Here is an 18,805-nt window from a genome sequence, read left to right as displayed (position 1 = left end):
GCGACAGCTCCGAATTCGAACATTTGTTCTCATTCTATCATATGGAATGGAAATGGAAAAGATTTTTTTGGCTTCCAAACGGTCCCGTTCACACCTTCAGCTGGCTCTTCCATAATACGAAGCGGTGGCGGTCCTTCTCGGCTCCCAGATCCCGGAGAAGCCCGGCACCGCGCGTATCGTCGACGGGGCTTCCGTTCCACTGCTCGACGATGACGCGCGAGAGGCCTTGCCGCACCGCGATCGTGCGCAGGATTTCCTGCAGCACCTCGGCTTCTCGCGCCGGCTCGCCTGCTGGAGCGGAGAGCGGATGGATCTTGCGCGCGTTGTTCTCGATCCAGTACAGCCAGCGGCCGTTCTCCAGCACGAGATAGTTGCCGGGCTTGCGGGCAAAGACGCCCTTGCCCTCCTGCGGCCAGTCGGCGACTAGCCCGAACGGATTGGCGGGATCGGCAGCCGACAGGACGGTCAGGCTGCGGTCCGTGTCCTGCGGGAGGGGACGGCGGACCGCCTCGGCCATTTCGCGGGTGGCGAACTGCATGGACGGCATGCCGGCGATCAGGAAGCCGCGGACCAGCACGCCCCATTCCTCCAGCCGCTTCAGCAGCGGCAGCAGCTCGTCCCAGGAGAAGGGAGAGACGGCGGAGACGAGATCTCTGGAGAGGATTCCGTACGATTCCAGCAGATGGTTGATCCAGCGCAGCGCAGGCGAGTCCTCGGCAGGCGAGGAGAGCTGACGGCCGGCAGCTGCAGGAGGCTCCGCCGCCTCATGGCTGGATGTCCCGGAAGTTGACCGATAGCCGCCTGGAGCGGCGGCGGTTCCGGCAGCGCCTGGGCGGGCGGATGCCGCGATGGCCGATGGCGGGCCTCCCGGTGCTTCGGCGCCGTCAGCCGCAGCCGGGCGTCCGGCCGTCCCGGCGCCTGAGCCGCCTGTTCCGGCGTCCAGCGAGCCGGTCCAAAACCAGCGGCCGAGACCGGAGCCTCCCCAGGCTCCCGGCCGGCCCTTGGGCGAGCGGGGCTTGGCGGAGGAGACGGCTCTGAGCGGGGCGAACTGGTCGTTCGAGACCAGCCCTTCCCAGACCAGCTCCAGCAGCTGCTCCTGCACTTCCGAAGGCGGCAGGTCCATCTCGCGCGCGATCCGGGCCAGGAAGGAAGCGCCGCCGGCTTGGAGCGTTTTCAGCAGGGCGGGATGGGCGGAGCTGCCGTCCTTCGGCAAATAAGGCGCGTAAAGCTCCCGGGATTCCGGCAGAAAAAAGGCGATTTTGCCTTCTTTTTCACCCGCCTCCTTGCGCCCGAGCCACAGCACCTCCCCCGAGGCGCAGAGCAGGTCGAGCTCCTCGGGCCGGTAGGCGGCGAGGCGCGAAGGGAGAATGAAGCTTTCCCAGTGGGACAGCGGGAAGAAGAAGCCCTGCAGCGACTGCAGCACCTGAAGCAGGCCATGCTCGCCCCGCAGCTGGCTGCCCTGCAGCGCATGCTGGCGGAGCGCCATCTGGCCGCACCAGCGGACGGCGTCGGCCGCCTCGCTGCGGCTGCGCGCATGCTGGACGGAGAGCCGCACGACCCGCGCCGCAATCAGGCTCGAGGCGTACAGGCGCTCACCCTCCGCCGCGAACGGGGCGGGCTGGATCCGGTCGGCATCCAGCAGCCGGGTAATCAGCCTGCCGGCTCCATCGGAGCCGAGGGCCGGATAGCGTTCCGCCAGCTCCTCCGCCGTGAAGGAAAGGCGATGGGAGATGTACCGCTCGACAATGAACGACACGGAGTCCTCGTCCTGCGGAAAGGCCGCATACACGCCGGTCTCGTCCGCGCAAATGAGACGTTCCTCGGCCGAGCCGCCGGGCGTGTAGGCGGCGACTCTTCCCTGGCTTCGCAGCGCGGCGAGCCAGCCATCCGCCTCGGCCCGGCCGGCAGGCTCGGCTGAGGCGGGCTCGTCCGGGCCGCCAGCGGACGATGCCAGCCGGAGCAGCTCGTCCGGCTCCAGATCGCCCCGCCGCTTGAGCAGCTGGTACAGATCGTCCTCGCTGCGCAGGCCGGCTGCCGGCTGTCCCAGCCGCTCGCGCTCCGCCTCCAGCACCTCGGGAGCGACCGCGCCCCGCAGAGCCTCGGCGCCGAACAGCTCGCCGGCGAGCTCGCGGCTCATCTGCAGCAGCTGGGCGCGGACGGCGCCATCCAGGCCGTCGCCCTCGTAGATGCGCATATTCACGTAATCCGCCGCGAACTGGGAAGCGAGCGGCGACGGGCGAGAGGTATGAACGACCTCAAGCGCGATGCCGCCGCTCTCGATTTCCCGCAGCAGCTCTCTCAGCCGCCCGAGATCGAGGTAGACGTTCATGCATTCGCGCATCGCCTCGGCGAGATAGGGAAAGCGGTCTCCGTAGGGAAGGGCGGCGCGCAGCAGCTCCTCGCTGCGCAGCCGCATCTGCCACATCGGCGTGCGGGTGAAGCTTCGGGCCAGCAGCAGAGACGTCTCGGCGATGCGCCGGAAGGCGACGGCAAGCAGCGGGGAGCCGGGAATGGCCGCGAGCAGCAGCTCCGCCAGGTTGTCCGAGGAGACGGAATGGACGGCCTGGAGCCAGGAAGGCTCCCATTCCGGCAGCACGAACTCGATTCCGTTGTCCTTGGCGTTGCCGTACAGGCGATAGGGCAGCGTCTCCTCGAATCTGCGCTCGATGGCGAGCTGCCAAGTCCGGTTCACGCGGCGTCCCCAGGAATTATGGATGACGATGTGGGTCTGGTTCGAAATATCCTTGTACACCTCGACGGCGATCCGTTTGCGGGTCGGCCTGACGCCTGAGGCGGCCTGGGCGCGGACGAGGGCGGCCAGCTGCCGCGCGGAGCGGTCATCCATGCCGCTGCGCTCCATGAGCTCGGAGATGACGGCTTCGTCTCCGGGATGGACCGGCTCGTCCGGCAAGGCGCTGCCGTCCTCAAGGCTGTCCATTCCGGGAACGGAGTCTTCGGAATGGACGGTATTCCGCTCGGCAGGAATGCCCGGACTCCCCGCCTTACGCTCGACAGGAATGCCCGGACTCTCCGCCTTCCGCTCCGCAGGAATGCCCGGACTTCCCGTCTGGAAAGCCGCTTCATCTCCCTGCTCCAGCCTCTCCAGCAGCTCCGTCCACAGCTCCGCCACCCTCCTGCCAAGCAGGTAGGAGCGGGAGCCGGCTTCGTTGCGCCAGAATGGAATCTCGCTGAAGCTGTTCGACGTCTCGGTCACATAAACGCGGTCCTTGCTGATCTGGCGGATCATCCAGGAGTTCGTGCCGAGCTGGAACACGTCGCCGACCCGGCTCTCCTGGATGAACTCCTCGTCCAGCTCTCCGATGTGGGCGCGGCTGTCGGCATGATGGACGGGATAAGCGCTGCTCTGCGGAATCGTGCCGGCTCCCGTACCCGCCGCCATGGAGCTGTTGCTGCGCGGCCCGATCGTGTCCGAGCCCCGGTCCCACTCCAGCAGCGGCCGGGAAAAGGGATAGAAGCCGGCCAGCACGGCCAGCATCGACTCCAGCCTGCCGCGCGGGAAGGTGCGGTAGCTGTCGCTTCCTGCGATCAGGCGGTGCATGGCCTCCCCGGTCCACTCGCCGCCGGAAGCCATGGCGACAGCCTGCTGCGACAGCACGTCGAGCGGGTCGCGGGGAATCTCGATCGGCTCGATGTCGCGCTCGGCGATCATGCGGCTGAGCACCGCGATTTCCGGCAGCGCTCCGCGCTGGCGGGCGAGGATGACGCCGCGGCTCGCCTCGCCGACTCCGTGGCCGGCGCGGCCGATCCGCTGGATGCCGGAGGCGGCCGACAGCGGCGAGTCGACCTGGATGACGAGATCGACGTGGCCGACGTCGATGCCGAGCTCCAGCGACGAGGTGGCGACGATGCAGCGCAGCTCGCCCGCCTTGAGCAGCCGCTCGACCTCGAGGCGGCGAGTCCGGTCCATGCTTCCGTGATGGGCGCGGCACATCTCGCGGCCCGTATAGTCGTTCAGCCGCAGGCAGAGCCGCTCGGCCAGCCGCCGGCTGTTGACGAAGACCAGCGTCGAGCGGCTTCCCTCCATGAGCTGGAGCAGCCGGTCCATGATCGGGAACCAGACGGATTCCCGGGTCCGGTGCAGCCGGCTGTGGTCGGGCATCGTGACCGATACCTGCATCGCCTTGGGCATCGCGCTTTCCACGATGGCGACGGGACGGGGGAGATAGCCGAGCGGATGGGCCGGGACCCCGACTCCGTCCTGGTCAGGCGAGAGAAGAGGGGCGGCTGAATCGGAAGCCTCCGTTCCCCCGCCTGGTCCGGGAGACCATCCCCCGAGGAAGCGGGCGACGCGCTCCATCGGCCTTACGGTCGCCGACAATCCGATTCGCTGCAGCGGACGGCCGCACCAGGCCTCGAGCCGTTCCAGCGTCAAGGAGAGATGGGACCCGCGCTTGTCCGCCGCCAGATCGTGAATCTCGTCGACGATGACTTGGCGGGTCGTGCGCAGCATCGTTCTCCCTTTCTCGGAGCCGAGCAGAATATAGAGCGATTCGGGAGTGGTCACCAGCACGTCGGGCGGCTTGCGCAGCATGGCGGCGCGCTTGGAGGCGGGCGTATCGCCGGTTCGGACGGCGCAGGTAATTCTTTGTAATACCTGGTCATGCCCGGCAGGATGTTCATGGGCCAGCCATTGTTCATACTGGCGTCCGATCTCTTCGACGAATCCCGTGACATGGTCGTAAATATCGTTGTTCAGCGCCTTCAGCGGCGTGACATAGACGACCATGACCCCGGCAGCCTCAAGGCCGCCGTCCAGGCTTGCATCCGGAATCGTCTTGGAGCGGAGCACCCGGTCCAGGCAGGGCAGCAGCGCCGCCAGCGTCTTGCCGGAGCCGGTCGGAGCGGCCAGCAGCGTATGCTCCCCCTCCCCGATGGATGCCCAGGCCCGTCGCTGGATATCGGTAGGGCTGCCGAAAGAGCCCGCAAACCATTCCGCAAGCACGGGATGGAACCGGCTCAGCGATGGATCGGGCTGTCGTTGGGTCGTCATGGAATCATCATGCCTCCTTGTCATCAAAGGGAAGAATCGGCTCCGTGGAGCCGGCAGGGCTGCGATGTAGCGCCTTAAGCATTGTCCTCTAAGGATACTATACTTCGCATTGCCGTCCTAATCGAAAGCACGGCTAGCCGCAGCCGGATACTTGCCTTGATTTTCGATTGCCCCCTTTTAAAAGCCGGCACTGGAGACCGGCGCAGCTGCTCCGCCCAGCGATGAAATGGAGCTGCCCTGTGAAACATTCGGGACTGGAATGCGTCTACTCTAGTGGGAATATTCGGCATAGAAACGACGACTGACATCGATTTCGACTCAAGGAGGCTGTCTTCATATGATCTTAACATCTATCCGCCGCCCCGCTCTCGCCGTGCTGGCGGCAGCCATTCTGGCTTCAGGCGGCATGCAAGCCGGCACCGCTGCCGCGGCCGGCTCGGCCCCGTCCGCGACCATCCTGCTGGACGGGTATCCGCTCGCTTTCCCGGCCCAGCCGATCATCCAGAACGGGACGACGATGGTGCCGTTCCGGGCCATCGCCGAAGCGCTGCAGATTCCCGTCGAGTGGAATGCGGCCGGCAAGACGGTTACGGCCGTCAAGACAACGGATGAAGGCCAGCGCAAGGTCGTGCTGCGCCAAGGCAGCAAGCAGGCGACGGTCGACGGCGCGGCGGCTCAGCTCGGCGCCGCCCCGGTGCAGAAAAACGGGACGGTGCTCGTTCCGCTGAGCTTTTTCAGCAGCGCGTTCGGGGCGCAGGTGAGCTGGAACGGGGCGACCCGCACCGTATCGATCGTTTCCCCTCCGGAGAAGCTGTATACAAAAGCCTATTATGCCATCAAATCCTATTCCCAAGTGAAGCAGCTCGGCCGCTTCGACGCGGTCGCCTTCGGCTGGGGCCGGATCGGCGAAGACGGCAGGCTCACGCTCAAGGGCAAAGACTTCTACTGGCCCCAAGCCGACGGAGACGTCACTCCCGAGTCGATCGTAGCGGGCGCAGGCGCGGCGGGCGGCCTGACGGAATTTATGGTTTTCTCCGGGGATGCCAAAGGCGAGCTGACCAAGATGCTCGGGAATTCCTCGCTGAGAGCCGAGACGGTCAAAGGCATCGTCGACGCCGCTTCGCAGGGAGGCTTCAAATCCATCGACCTGGACTTTGAAGGGCTTGGAATGACCGGAGACAAGGCGGCGGCCGCGCAGTCGTTCAACGTGTTCGTCAAGGAGCTGCGCGCTGCGTCCAAGGCGGCCGGACTCGGCCTGTCGCTGTCGCTGCATCCGCTGAACGGCTCCTACAAAGGCTATGATTACAAAACGCTGGCGCAGCTGTCCGACGAGATCGCGATCATGGCGTACGATTACGAGCAAGGCGGCAAGCCGGAGCCCTTGGCCAAGGTGGACGAGGCCATCCGGCTGGCATTGAAGGAGACCGACCGCAGCAAGCTGCTGCTCGGCATCAACTTCAACAGCGAAACGGCGTTGTCGCTGTCGGGCCCGGCGGGTCTGGCCAAGCGGTACGGCCTCAAGGGCATCGCGCTGTGGCGGCTCGGTCCCGGCCTGGTCGACGCCGATTCCTTGACGGCTCTGGAACGGACGGTCAAGCTCAGAGGTCCGGCCGAGGGCTGATGAGATCGATTTATTTTCAACTGGAGCATGGAGGAGGGAGGACATGGGCGGAATGGAGCGGGAAGCTTATCTAAGAAGCGTGCAGCTGCTGCGGGAGAGCGTGCCCTCCTTCGCGGAATACCCGTTCTCGCTCCCGGTCATCCGGGAGATGGACCGGCTCGCGCTGCATCCCAAGGTGACGTACATCGTCGGAGAGAACGGCATGGGCAAGTCGACTATGCTGGAAGGCATCGCCGTCGCTTGGGGCTTCAATCCCGAGGGCGGCAGCCTGAACTTCACCTTCTCCACCTATGCCTCCCATTCGGAGCTTCATCGTCATTTGAGGCTGGCGCGCGGAATCCGCAAGCCGCGGGACGGCTTCTTCTTCCGGGCCGAGAGCTATTACAATCTGGCGAGCAGCATCGAGGAGCTGGACCGTGAAGGAGGCGGCCCTTCCATCATCGACAGCTACGGCGGCCGCTCGCTGCATGAGCAGTCGCACGGGGAATCTTTTTTCGCGACCTTCATGAACCGGTTCGGCGGCGGAGGACTGTATGTGATGGACGAGCCGGAGGCGGCGCTGTCGCCGACCAGGCAGCTGTCGATGCTGGCCCGGATTCACGAGCTCGTCCGCCAAGGCTCCCAATTCATCATCTCCACGCATTCGCCGATTCTGATGGCTTATCCGGACGCCGTCATCTATCAGCTCGGCGGGAGCGGCATCGAGGAGGTCGCGCTGGAGGAGACGGAGCCTTTCCGGGTGACGAGGCAGTTCCTGAACAACCGGAGTCCGATGCTGGAGGAGCTGTTCACGGAGGAATAGCCCGAATCCTCGTGCTCCCGAATCGACGGAGCCGGAGGCGCGGGCAGAGGGAATGAGGAGAGGCGCGAGAATTTCTCGCGCCTCTTTTTGTTCCTTCCGGGAGGCAGCCGGACAGGCTGCGCCGACCCTTCAGCTCCCAACCGGGAGAACGGGACTCCCGCTTGCCGCCGGCCGAGTGGCAATGGAACTTGAGCGGGTCCTATAATAAGAGCAAACAGATTCCCTCGGGACGGATAGAGGGAAAGGGGGCTGCAGGCGCATGTCATCTTCAACCGAAACCGCATCTTACCGCGGGCGCGGCGAAGCCGCTTCATCCGATGGACAAGGAGGCAAGCGGGCCGGCTGGCGTTCCTTCGTCAGGCTCATCATGGCGTCCAAGCCGCCCAAAAAGCTGATCGCCGTCGCGCTGCTGCTGAGCCTGGCTTCTACGGCGGCAGGGCTCGTCGTACCGATGGTGACCAAGCAGTTCATCGACGGCTTCAGCCTGAGCGCCCTTAAGCCGGGCCATATCGTCATGCTGGCCGGATTCTTCGTCATCCAAGCGCTGGCCGGAGCGTATTCCAGCTATTTGCTCGCCCGGCTGGGGCAGCATGTCGTTGCGAGCCTGCGCGAACGGCTGTGGCGCAAGCTGATGGCGCTGCCGGTCGCTTATTACGACCGCCACCAGACGGGAGAAACGGTCAGCCGCATGACCAACGACACGGGCGTCGTGCGCGGACTCATCACCGATCATCTGGTCGGCTTCGTCACCAGCATCATCTCGGCGATCGGAGCGTTCATCCTGCTGCTGACGCTGGATTGGCGCATGACGCTCATTCTGCTCATCGCGATTCCGGTGCTCGCCGGCATCATGGTGCCGCTCGGCATGATGATGCACCGCATCGCCAAGGAAACGCAGGACGAGACGGCTTCCTTCTCCGGCGGCATCAACAACGTCCTGTCGGAGGTCCGCCTCGTCAAGGCTTCAGGCGCGGAGCCGCGCGAGCTGGAGCACGGCTTCAAGGGCATCCGCGCCTTGTACCGGCTTGGCGTGCGGGAAGGCAAGGTCGGAGCATGGATCGGCCCGGCCGTCTCCTTCACCATCATGATGCTGCTCGTCATCATCATCGGCTACGGCGGCGTGCGCGTGTCGTCCGGGGCGATGACGGCAGGCGATCTCGTCGCCTTCATCCTGTATCTCATGCAGATCATCATGCCGGTCAGCCAGATCGCGGTCTTCTTCTCCCAATTCAACAAGGCGATGGGAGCGACGGAGCGGATCAGCGCGACGCTGGAGGAGACCGAGGAGGACTTCGCCGCAGGCGAAGAGCTCCGCAGCGCGTCGGCTCCCGTCACGGCCGAAGGACTGGAGTTCGCCTATGCCGGCAGCGAGCCGATTCTTCGGGGCATCGATTTCGAGATCCAGCCGGGACAGGTAACGGCTATCGTCGGTCCTAGCGGGGGCGGCAAGACGACGCTGTTCTCGCTGCTGGAGCGGTATTACGCTCCTACGGCAGGAAGGCTGCTGATCGGCGGCGTGCCGCTCGCGGACTATTCGCTCGCCAGCTGGCGCAGCCGGATCGGCTATGTGGCGCAGGAAAGCCCGCTCATAGCGGGCACGATCCGCGACAACCTGACGTACGGCATCGACCGCGCGCCGGAGCCGGAGGAGCTGGAGAGAGCGGCCCGGCTGGCCTATGCCGACGTCTTCATCAACGAGCTGCCGAAGAAATACGACACGGAGGTCGGCGAGCGGGGCATCAAGCTGTCCGGCGGCCAGCGGCAGCGCATCGGGATCGCGCGGGCGCTGCTGCGCAATCCGGACATCCTGCTGCTGGACGAGGCGACCTCGGCGCTCGACAGCCAGTCGGAGGTCATCGTGCAGCAGGCGCTCGGCAATCTGATGGAAGGGCGGACGACGGTCGTCATCGCCCACCGGTTGTCGACCGTCGTGGACGCCGACCAGATCCTGTTCGTGGACAAGGGACGCATCACCGGGCGGGGCACCCATGAAGAGCTGCTGGAGACGCATGAGCTGTACCGCGAATTCGCGCTGCGCCAGCTGCGATCGCCGAAGGAAGACGAGGCGGCGGAGGCGGTTGACCCCCGCTGACAGCCGGAATTATACTAGAAGCAGCCGGCGGCATGCCGCCGGCAAGGAACGGGAGGCGGACTCGCGTCTGCCGGCTCTCGATTGAACGTCATGGGGTTGCACAACAGATAGAGATTGAAATAGAAAATAGAGACAGAGATAGAAACGAGAACCGATCCTCTCACAACTGGCAACGGATAGGAGGAGATTGTGGAGTGAACAGCATCTATTCCGAAGAAGACTTGGTCAAGCTCGCGCAGCTTCATCTGCCGGGCTATGGCTTTGCAAAAACAGCTGATTCCGGAGCATCCGCCGTCACGGCGGCCGCCGCCCCGCCGCCCATCTTATGCGCCTCGACGCGGCGGATCGTGCTGATCAGCCCGTATCCCAACCTGCTGCATGAGCTGATCCGGGATTTGTCCGCCGCCTGCTACGATGTGATGGTCTTCCATCGCGCGGACGATTACGTCCTGCACAGCCTGCAGGCCGACCTGTACCTGATCGACGGCAGCGCGGCCGACATGCTGGGCAGCGATCCCGGCTTCCGTACGTTCACGTCCGATCCTTCCAAGCTGAGCCGGGCCGTTCTTCTGGACGACCGGCACAAGGAAGGGAAGGCCTTCCGCACCGGCTTCGATTCGGAAGGCATGCCGACCGTCGCTCCTGCGGCCGCGCTGGAGTTCGTCCAGGACTGGCTGCTTCGGCATCCTGCCGCAGACGAGGCTGATCCAGGCATTCTGGGCTTCAAGGATCTGATTCTGGATACGAAGCGCATGGCGGTGTTCCGCGGCGGCAGCCCGATCGATCTGACCAAGACGGAGTATGAGCTGCTGCTCAGCTTCATCGGCGCGGAAGGAGCCGTCCAGACGCGCGACCATCTCATGGCGACGATCTGGGATGCGCCGTTCTTCGGCAACAGCAACGTCGTCGACGTCCATGTGAAGAGCCTGCGGCGCAAGCTGGGGGACAACGCCCTGGCTCCGATGTACATCGAGACGGTCCGAGGGGTCGGCTACCGGCTCGCGGACTGACACGATCATCAGGCAGGAAGAAGCGCCCGCGGGCGCTTTTTTTTTTATCCGTCAAATCCATCCCCGCGCCTCCATCTCCTCCTCGTGCGATGGCGGCTTCCGCAGGTTCCGTTTGGCTATAGCCATCCTTTACGTAGAGAGCGCGCCGAGAACAGGGATACGATAGGGCAGGAGGCGCATGCTCCGCTGGAGGAAGCTGCGTCCGCAGGAGGTGCTCCCGATGAAATGGCTTCAAGCCTTTCTCGCCTATTACAAGCCTTACCGGCTCATGCTGGCCGCCGATCTGTTCTTCGCCGCCCTGGCTTCCCTCGTCGTCCTTGCCTACCCGATTTTGATCAACCGCATTACGAGCGAGGCGATCAGCGAGCAAGGGATAGCGGTAGAGATGATGGCGAGGATCATCGGCGTGTTCGTGCTCCTCATGATCGTCGAGTACGCAAGCGGCTTCTATACCGATTACTTCGGGCATGCCATGGGCGCGCGAATGGAGGCGGACATGCGGGACGATCTGTTCGTCCATGTCCAGAAGCAGAGCTTCGCCTTCCATGACAACGCCAGCACCGGCCAGCTGATGTCGCGCATGACGAACGATCTGTTCGACATTTCGGAGCTGGCCCATCACGGGCCGGAGGATGTCGTTGTTTCGCTGGTGCGGATTATCGGCGCTTTCCTCATTCTGAGCCGGATCAGCGGCCCGCTCGCCTGGATGATTTTCGGCATTCTTCCGGTACTGTTCCTGCTCGTCTATCTATACAGCGGGAAGCTGAAGAAGGCGCTGAAAACGAGCAAGGAGCGCATCGGCGACATCAACGCCCAGCTCGAGGACACGCTCGCCGGCATCCGGACCGTGCAGGCCTTCAACGGGGAGGAGGCCGAGACGGAAAAGTTCAGGCGCCGCAACCGCCGCTTTTTCGACAGCCGCAAAAAAGGCTACTGGGCCGAGGCGGTCATGTTCAACGGCCTGAACAGCTTCGTGTCGCTGCTTACGATTCTGGTCGTTGTCGTTGGCGCGTACCTGATCGGCCGCCGCGAATTGCAGCTGCCCGACCTGATCACCTTCCTGCTCTATATCGGCGCCTTGATGGCGCCGATCCGGATGCTGGTGAACTTCACGCAAAATCTGCAGAACGGAATCGCGGGATTCGAGCGCTTCCGGGAGCTGATGGAGATCCAGCCCGATATAGGAGATGCCGATCATGCCGCCGATCTTCATCATGTACGCGGAGAAGTGGCATTCGACCGCGTCGGCTTCCGCTATTCGCAGGAGGAGGGGGAGGTGCTGTCGGGCATCGATTTCATAGCCCGCCCTGGCGAGTTCATCGCTCTCGTCGGCCCCTCGGGGGTCGGCAAAACGACCTTCTGCAGCCTCATTCCCCGCTTCTACGAATGCACCGAAGGAACGGTGAGGATCGACGGCAAGGACGTCAGGGACATCACGCTGAAGTCGCTGCGCAGCCATATCGGCATCGTGCAGCAGGAATCGTATCTGTTCGCGGGGACGATCGCGGAGAATATCCGCTATGGCCGGCCGGATGCAACACACGAGGAGATCAGGGAAGCGGCGGTGAAAGCGAACGCCGATGTCTTCATCCGGGAGCTGCCGCAGGGCTACGGCTCCATGATCGGGCAGCGGGGCGTGAAGCTGTCCGGCGGACAGCGCCAGCGCATCAGCATCGCCAGGACATTCCTCAAGAATCCGTCCATTCTCATCCTGGACGAAGCGACCTCCGCTCTGGACTACCGGAGCGAGAGGGCCGTCCAGGAAAGCCTGGAGCGGCTGGCGAGGAGCCGGACGACGTTCGTCATCGCCCACCGGCTGTCGACGATCCGGAGCGCGGACCGGATCCTCGTGCTCTCGGAGCGGGGCATCGAGGAGGAGGGCACGCATGAGGAGCTTGCATCCCGGGACGGCTTGTACGCCCGTCTCGCCGGCATGCAGGTATGACCGGGCTGCAGAGCCCGAGCGGCCGATCCGTCCGGGCCGGGGCCGGCATGCCGGCTTGACCGGGCTGAGGAGCCGAGCGGCCGATCCGTCCGGGCAGAGGCTTGGTCCTGGTTCCGGGAGGCGGCCTACGGGTAAGGATAAGTACCCTAATCCTACCGAAACGGAGGCAATCATCATGGGCATACGAACGGGATTGATCGGATACGGCCTGTCAGGCTCGGTATTTCACGCCCCCCTCATCGCAGCCGAGGAAGGCTTGCAGCTGACCGGAGTCGTCACCTCCCAGACGGACAAAGTCCGGGAGGATTACGAGAATGTCGACGTGTACGAAGACGTGGAAGCGCTGCTCGGCAGCGGAGTGGAGATGGTCGTCGTGGCCAGCCCGAATACGCTGCACTACGAGCATGCCAAGAGCGCCATTCTCGCGGGCAAGCATGTCGTGGTGGAGAAGCCGTTCACCAATACGGTGCGGGAGGCGGAGGAGCTGATACAGCTGGCGCGGGACAAGGGCGTCCTGCTCAGCGTTTTCCACAACCGCCGCTGGGACAACGACTTCCTCACCGTGCGCCAGGTGCTGGATTCCGGCACGATCGGGCGGATTTCCGTCTACGAGGCGCATTACGACCGCTATTCGCCGGAGGTGGAGGTCGAGACGAGGTGGCGGGATCAGCCGCTGCCCGGCTCCGGCATTCTGTATGACCTCGGAGCGCATCTCATCGACCAGGCTGTGCAGGTTCTAGGCAGCCCGGATTCGATCTGGGCCGATCTGCGGCTCGACCGGGAGGAAGCGGAGACGGTGGACTACTTCCACCTGGTGCTCGCCTATCCCCAGTCGCGGGCGATTCTGCGGGCCGGCACGCTGGTCCGGCAGGCGGGGCCGCGGTTCATGGTCCATGGCGATCTCGGCAGCTATATCAAATACGGGCTCGATCCGCAGGAGGATCAGCTGAAGGCCGGCCTGCGGCCGGGCGACGCCGACTGGGGCGCGGATAAGGAGGAATGCTACGGCGAGCTGACGACGGCCGTCGGCGACCTCACCATGCGCACCAAGATCGATACGCTGCCCGGCAGCTATCAGGAGTACTACCGGGGAATCGCGGAGGCGATCTCCGGCGGAGGCAAGCCTCCGGTCCGCGCGGAGGAAGCGCTGGAGGTCATCCGGTTGATCGAGGCGGCGCATCGCAGCGCCAGGGAGCGAAGGGTCATCGATCTGTCTTCTGTACCCGGCGAAGCCGCCCAAATAGACTAGGCTCTTGCATGAAGGCAGGAGCCGGCTGTTCGGGAACGGAATTTTGGAAAGGCTAAAACACCGAAGGCATCCCGGCACGCGACCGTTTCTCCGGCTATCGGCGGAAAACGGTCTTTTTGCTGTTCCAGTATCGCCGAACCTGCGGCACAAACAGAGGAAATCTCCGCCTGGGCAGGCGGACAGGAAGCGCTCGGAGCGGTTCCCGGGGCATGCCGCGCGCGAAGCGCGGCAGATTTCTTTGTGATGCCATTTTCATGAAAATGGAACCGATCGTCCTTCCAAGCGGTCCTATATGCATAAGGGGGGCGGCCATGTCGGAAGAACTGGACTATATCAAGCATCTGGCTCCTGGGTTTGATCGCGGCAGAGTGCTGCAGGATCTGATGAATCATTTCGGAGACGACGTATGGAGGTTCGCCTATTTTCTGACGCGCCGGGCCGATGCTGCGGACGATCTGTCCCAGGAGGTATTCCTGTCGGCCTACACCTCGCTGCATGCGTATCGCGGGGACGGCTCCGTCAAGGGCTGGCTGCTCAAAATTACCCGCAATAAAGCTCTGCACTACTTGCAGAGCGCCTTCGTCCGCAAGGTGACGCTGACGGATATGTTCAAGGCATCCGGCAGCGCTCCCGGCGCCGACACGGTTTTTTTCGACCGGATGGAGAGCCGCTCGCTGTGGGAGGCGGTCATGAGCCTTCCGCGCAAATACAGGGAGCTGCTCATTCTGGATTATCATTACGGCTTGTCTCGGAGAGAAACAGCCGATTTGTTGGGAGTGCCGGAGGGCACCGTCAAGTCGAGGGCGCACCGGGCTCGAAAGAAGCTGGCCCAAATGCTCGACGGAGAGAAAGGAGCCGTGGGACCATGAAGGAGCGGGAAGAGGCATGGGCAGAGAAGATGAAGGCATCTCCGTTCGGTTCGGCCCGGTTCACCGGGGAGATGAGGCAGGCCGTGAACCGGAAGCTGCAGGAGCGGACCGGCAACGGGCTTGTCCGAAGCCGAGCTCGGCGGAGGGGGCTGGTGTTGTCCGCCCTCATTCTGGCTGCCGCCTGCATGGCTGGAATAGGGCTGCTGCCTCTGGGCGACGGAGCCGGCCGCCAGGCTCCGGCCGGCTGGGAGGAGCAGCACGCTTATCCGGAAGAAGGCAAGCCCTTATTCTCCGTTTATCCGGAGCCTGAAGCCAAAGCCGGCATCACGCAAGGATATCTCTTTTCCTTTACAGCCCCGTTCCATACTTTTGCGGGAAAAAGCCTGGAGGTGCTGGCGGTGCACGGAGCTTCGGGGCTGCAGGAGACGGTTCTGTCCGAAACGATCCGAAATCCCGACAGCGGGTATGAGGGTTTGCAGAGGCATGGAATGCAGTTCACCCTCCCCCTGGGAGGACTGTGGAGGCTCGACGTGCTTCTGGACGGCGTTTCTTACGGCCATGTGACGATCGCCTTGCGCGAGCCGGATTGGGAGGCCAGTCCCGAGTTCCGCTCCGGCACCTATTTCATGCGCGGCGTGGAAGGGAAGGCGGCCTTCATCGACGCCGGCTTCACGGCGGGCATGCCTCAAAAGTACATGTGGCATTTCTGGGGGAATGAGGAGGAGTTCAAGGGAGGCTTCGAGGTGAAGGCGCTCAAGGAAGGAAAGGTACAGCCGGTCGAGGTTTATTCGGCGAGGCCGTTTCTATCCGGCTCCTTGAACGGAGCGAACCGGACCGCCGTGACCACGATGTCGCTGCCCGAGCCGGGACGCTGGCGGCTGCTTCCTTACGTGGGCGGCAGGCTGCTGGATACGATCGTCGTCGATGTGAAACGGCCGGGCAAGGAATGAGAGCGCGGATGGGAAGCAAGCGGGCGAGGAGAGGAATTGCGGATTTGATGTGAACGAGGGATGGGAAGCAAGCGAGAAGAAGGACCGCCATGGGGCGGTTCTTTTTTGTTGCATGGCGATGGAGGGACGAATTGGGCGGTCTATCGGCGGCAGGGAAATTCCAGGGGGAGCTGGAGCGGGACATTCCCTTTCAGTTCGGAGAAGGAACAAACGGAGAGACTAATTCATCGTTTGCAGGATTCCGGTCATCTGATTGAGCTTGAAAAACAAGCAAAAACAACATAAATTAAAAGATAAAACAACAAAACACACAATCTTAACTTGTTTTTGACATCCCATTTACATTTCGCTCCTATCATGAAAGCAAGAACGAGCAGGATGGAGGATGACCATGGCAAGGGAAGGATTGACGGCACGCGGAGTAGGCAAATCATTCGGCGCCTTCGAGGCGCTCGGCGGAGTGGACGTGCACGCTCCCGAGGGGAAGCTCACTTGCCTGCTGGGGCCGAGCGGCTGCGGCAAGACGACGCTGCTGCGCATCCTGGCGGGGCTTGAGCAGCCAGACCGGGGCGAGGTGGCGCTGGGCGGACGCAGCCTGACGGGAGTGCCCGCCTCCAAGCGGCGCTTCGGCTTCGTCTTCCAGTCCTATGCGCTGTTTCCGCATATGACGGCTGCAGGGAATATCGCATACGGGCTCAAGGGGAATATGCCAAGGCGGGAAATAGGTGCAAGAGTGGACGAGCTGCTGAAGCTCGTCCGTCTGGAAGGGGTTCGGGACCGTTATCCGGCCCAGCTCTCCGGCGGCCAGCAGCAGCGTGTGGCGCTGGCCCGCGCGCTGGCGCTGCAGCCGGAGGTGCTGCTGCTCGACGAGCCGCTCTCCGCTCTGGACGCCAAAGTCCGCGCCATGCTGCGCGAGGAGCTCTGCCAGCTGCAGGAGAAGCTCGGCATCACGACCGTCATGGTCACCCATGACCAGGAAGAAGCGCTCACGATGGCGGACGAGATCGTCGTCATGAACGGCGGCAAGGTAATGCAGGCCGGCACGCCGACGGACATCTACGATCGGCCGGCGGATCCCTTCGTGGCCGCCTTCATCGGCGCGGTCAATTTCCTTCCGGAATGGGTGGGCGCAGCGAGTCCGGACAGCCGGCTGGCCATCCGTCCGGAGCATGTGCGCATCGCCCGGGCGGACGACATTTTCGACGCCGCCAGGCGGGAGCTGGCGGCAGGAGCAGCCGAGCGGCAGCCGGGCGGGCGCCGGACAGCAGGATGCCTGCTGCTCGCGGGCCGCGTGGAGCAGGCTCAATTCCGCGGCTCCAGCTGGCGGATCAGCGTGCTGCTGCCGCATCCGTCCGGAGGAGCGGAGCCGGCGCTGATCCATGCCGATCTGCCCGCCCATGAGGCGGCGGGACTGCGGCTCGAGCGCGGCGCCCTGCTGGATTTGGCGCTGCCGGAAACCCGGCTGCTGAGCTACCCGTCGGAGGCATGCCGATGACGGCGCCTCCTTCCGGCTCCTCGCCGCTTCAGCCGGCCGCGGCATCCGGCAAGCCGCCGATCCGCGGCACCGTCCTTGCCCAAGGAAGCTCGCTTATTCTGCTGCTCGCGCTGCTCGCCGCCGGTCTTGTGCTGCCGCTGCTGTTCATGTTCCGGCAGGCGTTCCTGAGTCCGGACGGAAGCTATGCGGGACTGCGGTATTTCCGGGCCTACCTGGAATCGCCGGCGCTGCTGGAATCGCTCCGGCACACCGTCTCCATCTCGGTCATGACGACCGTGATCGCCGTGCCGCTGGCGTTCCTGCTGGCCTATGCGCTCGCGCGATCCGCGATCCGCGGCAAGGCATTGTTCAAGGCCATCGCGCTGCTGCCGCTGTTCGCTCCGACGATGATGCACGGCATCGGGCTGACCTACCTGTTCGGCAATCAGGGCTTTGTCACGACCGGCTTGTTCGGCCTGCTGCCCTTCGAGCTGCGCATCCCGCTGTACGGACCTGTCGGCATCATCATCTCCGAGGTCGTCTACACGTTCCCGCAAGCGTTCCTGATTCTCTCCGCGGCGCTCTCGGTCAGCGATTACCGCCTGTACGAGGCGGCCGAGACGATGGGCGCCGGGCGGGCGCGCCAGCTGCTGACCGTCACTCTGCCTTCGGTGAAGTACGCGCTTGCGGGAGCCGTCACCGTCTGCTTCTCCCTCAGCTTCACCGATTTCGGCGCGCCGAAGGTCGTCGGCGGCTCCTACAACGTGCTGGCCACCGATATTTTCAAGCAGGTCGTCGGCCAGCAGAACATGGCTCTAGGAGCCGTCGTCAGCCTCGTGCTCTGCGTCCCGGCGGTGCTGGCGTTCATCGTCGACCGCGTCGTCTCTCGCAAGCAGCAGGCCTACGTCACTTCCCGCTCGACGGCCTATCGGATCGGTCCCGGCAGGCTGCGCGACGCGGCGGCTTACATCTATGCATGCCTTGCCGCGCTGGCGATCGCGGCGCTGCTCGCGGCCGTCGTGCTGGCTTCTCTCATCAAGGTGTGGCCGTACAACCTGACGCTGACGCTGAGCCATTTCAACTTCGCCGACGCTGCCGCCGGCGGCATGGCTCCTTTCTGGAACAGCGTGCGGATGAGCCTGCTGACCGCCGTCATCGGTACGGCCGCAGCCTTCATGGCCGCATACCTCATCGAACGGATCTCCCTGTGGAGAGGCCTCAGGCAGGCCGCCTACTTCCTGTCCGTGCTGCCGCTCGCCTTGCCCGGCATGGTCATCGGCCTGGCGTACATTTTCTTCTTCAACCATCCCGGCAATCCGCTGCATGCGCTGTACGGGACGATGGCGATTCTCGTGCTCTCGGGAGTCATGCATTTCTTCTCCGTTCCGTTCATGACGGCCTCGGCTTCCCTGAAAATGACGGACAAGGAATTCGAGACGGCATCCTTGTCCATGAATGCAGGCTGGCTCCGGACGTTCCTGAGAATTACGGTGCCGCTCTCGCTGCCCGCCATTCTGGAAATGGCCGTGTACTTCTTCGTCCAGGCGATGGTTACCGTATCGGCGGTCATCTTCCTGTACGGGCCGCAGCTCAAGCTGGCTTCCATCGCCGTCGTCAGCATGGATGACGCCGGCGACACCGACATGGCAGCGGCCATGTCCGTCCTGATCCTCGGCATGAATGTGGCCGTACGGCTGGGTTACGAAGCGCTCAGCTGCCGGCTGCGCCGCCGTACGGTTGCCTGGCGCGGGCATTGATCGGCACAGGCGGCCGTCGGGCCGT

The 18,805-nt window shown here is 64.0% G+C and carries 11 protein-coding genes; 10 read left to right on the top strand and 1 reads right to left on the bottom strand.

The genetic code is table 11. From position 1 onward, the window contains the following. Positions 1–88: 88 nt before the first annotated feature. The gene (locus VE23_RS15275; RefSeq protein ID WP_049868448.1) at positions 89–5,011 is read right to left on the bottom strand and encodes a DEAD/DEAH box helicase; all 4,923 of its coding nucleotides are present in this window, start codon (positions 5,009–5,011) and stop codon (positions 89–91) included. A 337-nt stretch (positions 5,012–5,348) separates the two neighbouring features. Between VE23_RS15275 and VE23_RS15270 the strand changes: the two genes are divergently transcribed. The 10 genes from VE23_RS15270 (at position 5,349) to VE23_RS15225 (ending at position 18,780) form a co-directional block, all read left to right on the top strand. Beyond that, positions 5,349–6,632, top strand: a complete 1,284-nt coding sequence (locus tag VE23_RS15270) for a stalk domain-containing protein (protein ID WP_049868447.1) — start codon at positions 5,349–5,351, stop codon at positions 6,630–6,632. 43 nt (positions 6,633–6,675) lie between these two features. Beyond that, positions 6,676–7,434 carry an AAA family ATPase gene (locus tag VE23_RS15265; protein WP_049868446.1) on the top strand — a complete coding sequence of 253 codons (759 nt, stop codon included), beginning with the start codon at positions 6,676–6,678 and terminating at the stop codon, positions 7,432–7,434. Between the two features lie 259 nt (positions 7,435–7,693). Beyond that, positions 7,694–9,526 (top strand): ABC transporter ATP-binding protein, encoded by a 1,833-nt coding sequence (locus VE23_RS15260; protein ID WP_084781517.1) that lies wholly within the window; start codon positions 7,694–7,696, stop codon positions 9,524–9,526. Between the two features lie 194 nt (positions 9,527–9,720). Next, entirely contained in the window at positions 9,721–10,536 is an 816-nt protein-coding gene (locus VE23_RS15255; RefSeq protein WP_049868445.1) for a winged helix-turn-helix domain-containing protein, read from the top strand. A 220-nt stretch (positions 10,537–10,756) separates the two neighbouring features. Next, positions 10,757–12,481 (top strand): ABC transporter ATP-binding protein, encoded by a 1,725-nt coding sequence (locus VE23_RS15250; protein WP_049869756.1) that lies wholly within the window; start codon positions 10,757–10,759, stop codon positions 12,479–12,481. Positions 12,482–12,656: 175 nt separating this feature from the next. Further along, entirely contained in the window at positions 12,657–13,730 is a 1,074-nt protein-coding gene (locus VE23_RS15245) for an oxidoreductase (RefSeq protein WP_049868444.1), read from the top strand. A 311-nt stretch (positions 13,731–14,041) separates the two neighbouring features. After that, entirely contained in the window at positions 14,042–14,599 is a 558-nt protein-coding gene (locus VE23_RS15240) for an RNA polymerase sigma factor (protein WP_069202477.1), read from the top strand. Continuing rightward, positions 14,596–15,549 carry a DUF4871 domain-containing protein gene (locus tag VE23_RS15235; RefSeq protein WP_049868443.1) on the top strand — a complete coding sequence of 318 codons (954 nt, stop codon included), beginning with the start codon at positions 14,596–14,598 and terminating at the stop codon, positions 15,547–15,549. Before VE23_RS15240 ends, VE23_RS15235 begins: the two co-directional genes overlap by 4 nt. Before the next feature lie 391 nt (positions 15,550–15,940). After that, entirely contained in the window at positions 15,941–17,044 is a 1,104-nt protein-coding gene (locus VE23_RS15230; protein WP_049868442.1) for an ABC transporter ATP-binding protein, read from the top strand. Next, positions 17,041–18,780, top strand: a complete 1,740-nt coding sequence (locus tag VE23_RS15225) for a putative 2-aminoethylphosphonate ABC transporter permease subunit (RefSeq protein ID WP_049868441.1) — start codon at positions 17,041–17,043, stop codon at positions 18,778–18,780. The genes VE23_RS15230 and VE23_RS15225 overlap by 4 nt, the downstream gene beginning before the upstream one ends. Positions 18,781–18,805 lie beyond the last annotated feature (25 nt).

The sequence above is a fragment of the Paenibacillus sp. D9 genome, assembly GCF_001188365.1.
Taxonomy (GTDB): Bacteria; Bacillota; Bacilli; order Paenibacillales; family Paenibacillaceae; genus Paenibacillus_O; species Paenibacillus_O humicus.
This window is presented reverse-complemented; position numbering and strand designations above follow the sequence as displayed.

Coding starts and splice junctions, on each gene's coding strand:
- VE23_RS15275 (WP_049868448.1), bottom strand. CDS start 5,011: ATGACGACCCAACGACAGCCCGATCCATCGCTGAGCCGGTTCCATCCC.
- VE23_RS15270 (WP_049868447.1), top strand. CDS start 5,349: ATGATCTTAACATCTATCCGCCGCCCCGCTCTCGCCGTGCTGGCGGCA.
- VE23_RS15265 (WP_049868446.1), top strand. CDS start 6,676: ATGGGCGGAATGGAGCGGGAAGCTTATCTAAGAAGCGTGCAGCTGCTG.
- VE23_RS15260 (WP_084781517.1), top strand. CDS start 7,694: ATGTCATCTTCAACCGAAACCGCATCTTACCGCGGGCGCGGCGAAGCC.
- VE23_RS15250 (WP_049869756.1), top strand. CDS start 10,757: ATGAAATGGCTTCAAGCCTTTCTCGCCTATTACAAGCCTTACCGGCTC.
- VE23_RS15245 (WP_049868444.1), top strand. CDS start 12,657: ATGGGCATACGAACGGGATTGATCGGATACGGCCTGTCAGGCTCGGTA.
- VE23_RS15240 (WP_069202477.1), top strand. CDS start 14,042: ATGTCGGAAGAACTGGACTATATCAAGCATCTGGCTCCTGGGTTTGAT.
- VE23_RS15235 (WP_049868443.1), top strand. CDS start 14,596: ATGAAGGAGCGGGAAGAGGCATGGGCAGAGAAGATGAAGGCATCTCCG.
- VE23_RS15230 (WP_049868442.1), top strand. CDS start 15,941: ATGGCAAGGGAAGGATTGACGGCACGCGGAGTAGGCAAATCATTCGGC.
- VE23_RS15225 (WP_049868441.1), top strand. CDS start 17,041: ATGACGGCGCCTCCTTCCGGCTCCTCGCCGCTTCAGCCGGCCGCGGCA.